At 69.8% G+C, this 7,505-nt stretch carries 1 protein-coding gene; it reads left to right on the top strand.

The annotated features are described in order from the left end of the window. Positions 1 to 19: 19 nt before the first annotated feature. Positions 20 to 7,505 (top strand): hypothetical protein (locus OXG55_10310; GenBank protein MCY4103635.1); only part of this gene is annotated, 7,486 nt, incomplete at its 3' end.

Below are 7,505 nucleotides of genomic sequence, written 5' to 3'. Positions count from 1 at the left end.
CGTGGTGACGGGTAGGTTCGTGGGCGGGATCAGCCGGCGCCTCGCGGGCCGCCTCGGGCGCGGCGGCGGCCGTCGGCGGCCGGTGTGCCTGGCTGTGTCGCTGTCGTTGTTGCTGCTGGGCGCGTTGTTGCCGGTGGTGGCGGCGTCGGCGCCGGCAGCGGCGCAGACGGCGGCCTCCTACCCGGCGACGCTGCACCGCACCGAGATCATCCAGGGCCAGATCCGCCAGGTCCTGATCTCGGGCATCCCCGACGGGCACCGCTACTGGCTGCGGGCGGAGACGGTCACGATAAGCGGCAATCCCGATGCCACCGCGCAGGGCGGCGACTTCTACATGACGGTGAAGCGGAGGGCCAGTGGCTCTAGCCGCAGCACGAGCCTCGCCATCATGAACGTGACTTGGAACAACGTGTACGAGGTGGTCCCTGCCCGCGACGGCACTCTGACGTTCGAGTGGGGGGCGGGCCGCGACGGCGACACCCACGACGAGGTGTTCGGCCTGAAGTTGTGTACCACGTCGAACTGCGCGGGCGGCACGGTGCTGGGCGACTGGCGGATGACCATCAAGCCTCATGGCGCCGACACCACCCTCACCGGGACCGGCGCCACGATTTCCGTGTCCGAGGGTTCGACCACGATGATGGAGGAGACCCGCAACCGCGACCATCGCGACACCTGGGACACCGTGACCCTCACCCTCGACGCCGCGCCGAGCACCGATGTGGTCGTCGTCGGCCGGGTCGCTCAGACCGAGCCGGAGGGCAACGACCGGCTCCCGCGGAACATCGCCGAGGTCATCGGCACGGCGTCGAAGCACGAGGCGTTCTCCCGCACCGGCTACCGCGAGGCACTCATCTTCCGCACGACGTATTCCGGCGGCGACCTCACCCTTCCCATCAGAGTCAAAGCGATCAACAACCTCGCCGACAGTCCCGGCGGGTCGATCTCCGGGACGGTCAACTTCAAGGTGTTCCAGTACGACTCCGCCTACACCGACGACGACCCGAATACGGCGGCGACGGAGGTCACGAGCATCGTCGTCCCCGATCTGCCGTTCACGATCACCGACGACGACGACCCGACCACCGTGGAGTTGCTGGCGGCGGCGACGCCGGACGACACCGCGGTCGAGGGCACAACGGACACCGCTGAGTTCCGGGTGCAGCTGGGGCGGGCGCTCGCGGCCGATGAGAGCCTGACGGTCCCGCTGTTCTACAGCGGCGCGGCCTCGGGCGATTTCAGCGTGGCGCTGGACGGCTCGCCGATGGGCGTGACGCTCGCCTCCAGCGGCGCGAGCGTCACGTTCGCCGGCCCCTCCGCCGCCGAGGCCACCTTGGTCGTGACGGCCCTGGCCGACGACGACAACATCAGCGAGCGGCTGGAGGTATCCACCGCCGAGAGCTCCGACCCGCGCGCCCAGCGGCATTTCACGGCCGCTCTGGACGGAGGCGCCTGCTCGGGGGAGGGTTGCCCGCCGCGCAGCGACGGCACCCACCCCTCCAGCCGCTACACCGTCGACCTCACCGACGACGACCCGGGCGTGGTCTTCACGTTCACGGCCGGCAGCGGGAACCTGCCCGAGAGCCGGCGCGTCCCCGAGAGCGGCTGCGGCTCCTCGGCCACGTACCGCTACGGGCTGCGCCTCGGCTCCCAGCCGTCCAGCGCCGTGACGGTGACGGTGTCCAGCAGCGACCTGCCGCCCAACGGCACGTCGACTTTCACGTTCGAGCCCGGCACCTGGAACCAGCCCCAGCAGGTGGTCTTCGACTGCCACGTCAACAACAGCACCGACGAGATCGACCGCGTGCTGGCCATCAGCCACGCCTTCGCCTCCAGCGACAGCAGCTACAGCGGCCTGGACCCGCAGGCGTTGACGGTGACGGTGACCGACGACGACCCCACGACGGTGACCCTCTCCGGCGGCGGCGCCGACCGCGACAACAGGTCGCAGGTCATGGTGGAGGGCGCCTCGGCGGCGGACACCCTGACGGTCAGCCTGGGCCGCCCGCTGACGGTCGGCGAGTACGTGCGCGTTCCGCTGCGCCTGACCGCCGACCTCAACGGGTCGGTGGTGCCGAACCTGCAGGGGGGCGTCCGCACCGGCGCCAACCTGTCGTACCCGCCGATACACAACGACATCACCATGGCCGCTTCGGGCACCGGCGTGACCTTGGAGCATCCCGACGTCCGCACTGACTACTCCACCGGCTACCGCGTCGTGGCCTTCCGGGGCGCCGGCGCGCAGACCGCTGTGATCCGGATGCAGGCCCGGTCGGGCTTCGACGACGGCGAGGTGGCCGACGAGAGCTTCTCGGTGCGCCTGCTGGGCGACCTCACCGTCGCTGAGGGCGTGACGGCGCGGTTCCTGCCGGTGGACAACAACCTGGGCGGCGGGGTGCGCGCCTGGCAGACCGGCGCCGCGCGCTGGTTCGGGATCGCCGACGACGACAGCGCTGTGGTGCCCGCCGACTGGGCGTTCGTCCCCAGCGGCCTGGGCCCCGGCGACACCTTCCGGCTGCTGTACGCCACAAAGGAACGCACCAAACGACGCACCGGACAGAGAGTCACAGCGGTGGTTTCGGACGGGATCACGACCGCCGAGGAGCTCGAGATCCAGTACTACGACGATTTCGTGCGCGCCGACCTGCACGACCTCGGCGGGGCGGCGGGGCTGCGCCGCTACGGCGGGCACTTCAAGGCGGTCGCCTCGACGGGCACGCGCGCCGGCGACGCCGCGGCGATCACCACACGCAACGGCGGCGCGGCGAGCGCGCACGCCGGGTTCGCCGGCGGCGGCGGGGCGCCCGTCTACTGGGTGAAGGGCGCCAAAGCGGCCGACGACAACGCCGACTTCAGAGACGGGAGCTGGGACAACGAGGCGAACCCCACCCACGCCGACGGCACGGCCCACACCGTACACAGCGCGGGCTACTGGACCGGCAGCGACTCCACCGGCGGCGCGGGCCGCAGATGCACCATTCCCAACCACGACCCCTACCTGCTCATGGGCGCCGACAAGACCCGCCTCGGCTACCTGAACGTCTCCGGCGACAACACCAAGACCCCGCTGGGGCCAACCGAGGCCGCCGACGGCAGCACCGACGGCACGCCGCCCTGTCTGGGCGAGGCCGGCCGGGTGCCGCTGGTCAACGGCGTGCCCGACGAGACGGCCGTCCTGCCCGAGCGGCCCATGTTCGCCCTGTCGGGCGTCTTCACCGTCGAGGCCGGCGTGAGCGTGGCGCCGGCCGGCGCGGCCGAGGGATCCCCGGTGGCCTTCACCGTGAAAATGGCCGGGACGGAGACGGCCGACATCGCCGTCCCCTACACCCTCAGCGACGGGCGCGGCGCCGCCGGCGATCAGCCGTACAACATCGCCACCAGCGCCGACTACACCAACACCGCCGGCAGCGTCACCATCGCCGCCGGCAGCACCACCGGCACGATCAGCGTCCCCACCACCCAAGACGACACCTACGAGAGCGACCACTACTTCACCGTCACCCTGGGAACGCCCACCGGCGGCAGCGACCCCCCGGCGGTCAGCACCACCGACGGCAGCGCCACCGGGACCATCACCGACGACGCGGACCTGCCGACCCTGAAGTTCGGCACCGCCGCCTACTCCGCGGCCGAGGCCGACGGGAGGGCGACGGTCACCATCACCAAGGAGGGCGACACCCTGGTGCCGGCCTCGGTGCGCTGGGAGACCGCCGACGGCACAGCCACCGCACCCGCCGACTACCGCTCCGCCGCCGACACTGGCATATTCGGCGCGGAACGCACCGCCCGCGACATAAGCATCGACATCGTCACCGACTCCGCCTCCGAGAGCAACGAGAACTTCAAAGTTCGCTTCGTCGCCGACTCGGTCGCCCACGCCAGACTGGTCGCACCCACCGAGGCCACCGTCACCATCATCGAGACGGTGCCGGTGTCGGTGTCGATGACGGCGACGCCCGGCGACGTGGCCGAGGGCGGCACCAAGGACATCACCGTCAGCCTCAGCCGCGCACTCACCGGCAGCGAGACCGTGACGGCGCGCCTCGTGGTTCACGGCGCCGTCCTCAGCACCGACTACACGCTCGCCATCGACAGCGGCAACTCCGACTCCGGTGTCAACTTCGGCGCCTCCGACCATCCCATACCCAGCCGCTACCGGGTGCTGCTGAACTTCATCGCCGGCGACCGGACTGCGGTGCTGCGCTTCACGGCGCTCCAGAACACCGACCGCGACGAGCCCACCGTCTACATCGGGTTCCGCCAGAACAACCCCGTGATGGCCAGTAACCTCAGCGACGGCATCGCCGCCGGGCGCCCCGCCGGCGAACCGCTCATCTTCAACATCAGCGACGACGAGACCGGCCCCGTCCCGGTGCCCCCGAACTGGCCGCTGAAGCCGCCCGGCCTCAGCGCCGGCGAGAGCTTCCGGCTGGCGTTCGTCACCTCGGAGCACACCGCGGCGACCTCGACGGACATCGAGGACTACAACCGGTTCGTGCAGAGCGTCGCCGCCCGCAAAGGCCACACCTCGTTCATTCCCTACGCGGGACTCGTCCGGGCGCTCGCCAGCACCGCCGCCGTCGACGCCCGCGACAACACCGACACCAACACCTCCAGCGACGGCGCCGGCGAGGAGATCTACTGGCTGAACCCCACGCTGTCCGGCAGCCAGAAAATCGCCGACGACTACGCCGACCTCTACGACGGCACCTGGGACAATCCCGACAACGTCTCCCCCCAGACCGAAGTAGGCTGGCCCACCGCCGCCGGCGACTACTTCACCGGCAGCGGCGACGACGGCACCGCCCACCCCTCCAACCCCTTGGGCCACGCCACCGGCGTCCGCATGGGCAGCCTCCAGGCCGGCGCCAACCGCAAACCCCTCGACAGCGGCTTCAACGTCGCCCCCGGCACCGCGCACCGCATCTACGCCCTCAGCCCCGTCTTCACCGTCACCGACCCGAACGCGCCGCCGACGGTGACCTTGGCCAGCGCCACGGGCGACGTGACCGAGGGCGGCGCCGGCGCGGCGGGCTACAAGGACATCACCGTCACGCTGGGCCGCGCCCTGAGGGGCAACGAGATCGTCTTGGTCCCCCTCGTGCTGGAGGGCGCGGCGCGCGAGCAGGACTACACGATCGCGCTTCACCCGGAAACGCAGACGGGTGTCACCTTGGCACCCGGTGCCCTGGCAACGGATCCGGAGGAATATGGAATAAACTTCAGCGCGGGCGGCTCGCGCGCCACGCTGCGCTTCACACCGGTGGACAACGGCGACCGGTCGCAGCCGGCGGTCAGGGTCACCTTCGGCACGGGCGGCATCGCCCCTCAGATGTTGGTGGGAACCGCCGGCTTGGGAGCGCTCTCCGGGTCGCCCCTCGTCTTCAGCATCATCGACGACGAGACGGGCGACCTCGTCGTGCCGCAGAACTGGCCGCTGAAGCCCGAGGCTGTGAGCGGCGGCGAGAAGTTCCGTCTGCTGTTCGTCACCTCGCAGACCCGCGACGGGCGCCCGACGGACATCGGGGTGTACAACGACTTCGTGCAGGGCGTGGCGGCGAGCACCGGCCAGAGCTCGCTCAAGCCCTACGCCGGGTTGGTCAAGGTGGTCGGGTGTACTTCGGCCGTCCCGGCGCGGGAGAACACCGGTATGTGGGCCAGCAACGCCTACGCGGACGGCTCCACCACCGACTCCTCCGCCGGCATCCCCGTCTACTGGCTGGACAACACCAAGGTGGCGGACAACTACTTCGACTTCTACGACGGCTCCTGGGACGGCACCCGGGCGGACGACGACCGGCGTGAGGACGGCACGGCTGCCGGGTCCTATAACGCGTACACCGGATGCCAGAACAACGGCGTTGCCTCTACGGGCAGACACCTAGGCAACAGCGGAGGCTTCTTCTACGCCCGCCACTCCGATACCTCGCCCCTGAACCACAACAACAACTCACGGGGCCCCAATACTTCGGACCCCTTCTACGCCATCTCGCCGGTGCTCACGGTGAGCACGGAGGCGCCGCCCACCCCCGGCATCGAGTTCGACACGGACAGCTTCACCGTGTTCGAGAACGGCGCCATCAGCTACCGCTACCGCCTCAAGACCGACCCAGGGGCCAATCCTGTGACCGTGACAGTCGCCAACACCGCGGGCGACGTGCGCACCTGGTCGACGCCGCCGCGCGCGCAGACGTTCCGCACCTCGTCGGCGCCGGAGGCGCAGCGCTGGAACACCTGGCGGACGGTGACCCTCCACGCCATTGATGACACTGACGCTGACATGAGCCATGAGACGGTGTCGCTCGTACACACCATCACCCAATCCAGCGGGGCGTACTCCGGCCTGGGGACCGTCGCGCTGCCCGGGACCATCCTGGACGATGACGCGACGCCGGCGGACCTGATCACCGTGACGACGGTCTCCACCCTGGTGAAGGAGAGGGATGTCAAGCGGTACAGCGTCAATCTGAAACAAGCGCCGGGCGCGGGCAAGGTGGTCACGCTGACCGCCACGCTGCCGAAGGATGACCGTGAGGCGTTGGCGCTGCAACACCCCAGGTTCGGCCCGCAGCACACCGTGACGCGCACCTTCACCAACAGCAACTGGAACCGGCCCCAGTGGATCAGGCTCTATGCGCTCAACGACAACGACAAGCACAGCGAGCAGGACCTCCGCGTTCGGCACTGGACCAGCATCGCCAAGGCCGATGGGACGGCCGACACGGCAAGCCTCTTCCACCAGGCCATCGTGCAGCCCGCGCGCGTCTTCATCACCGACGACGACGCCGGGCGCAACGAGGGGTTCACGGTGGAGATCGGCGACATCGCCGCCAACAACCCGGTGATCGACAAGGACGAACACGCCGACATCGAGATCAACTTCAGCGATGCGCTGGGCGCCGATGAGACCCTGGGGTTGGTGGTGGAAGTCAGCGGCGCCGAACACGGCGCCGACTATGCCATCGGAGTCCACGGCTCGGCCGGATCGGGCCGGATCGAGACCCCCACCATCGTCGATGCCTATGGCACCGCCGTGACCTCCATCACCGTGATCGGCAACGACGAGGCCGCTCAGATGGACCAGGTGCGAGGCGTCCTGTTGCGCATCGCCGCCAAGACTGAAGAGCATCGCGTGATCACGGTGAAGTTGATCGGCGCCTACTCCTCCGACGACACCGTCGCCGCGCGGGACATGGTTGAGGGCGTGCGGGTCCGGGAGTGCGCGTCCGACGACCCCGACTGCGCGTCCAAGACCATCACCATTCTGCCGACGGACCGGGTGGTGGTGCAGGACGGCACGACGGAGCTCCGGTCCTTCCCCATCGAGGCCACGCTCACGGAGGGCTCGAGCAAGACGTACAACGTGAAGCTGAGCACCAGTCCGGGCACGGGCGGCGGGGCCACCGTCAGCTTCACCTCCAGCGACACGGGCGCGGCCACGGTCTCGCCGGCCACCATGACCTTCACCAGCGGCACCTACGCCATTAACCAGGTCCTGACCGTCA

It is taken from the genome of bacterium, from assembly GCA_026708055.1.
Classification (GTDB): Bacteria; Actinomycetota; Acidimicrobiia; order Acidimicrobiales; family CATQHL01; genus VXNF01.
This window is presented reverse-complemented; position numbering and strand designations above follow the sequence as displayed.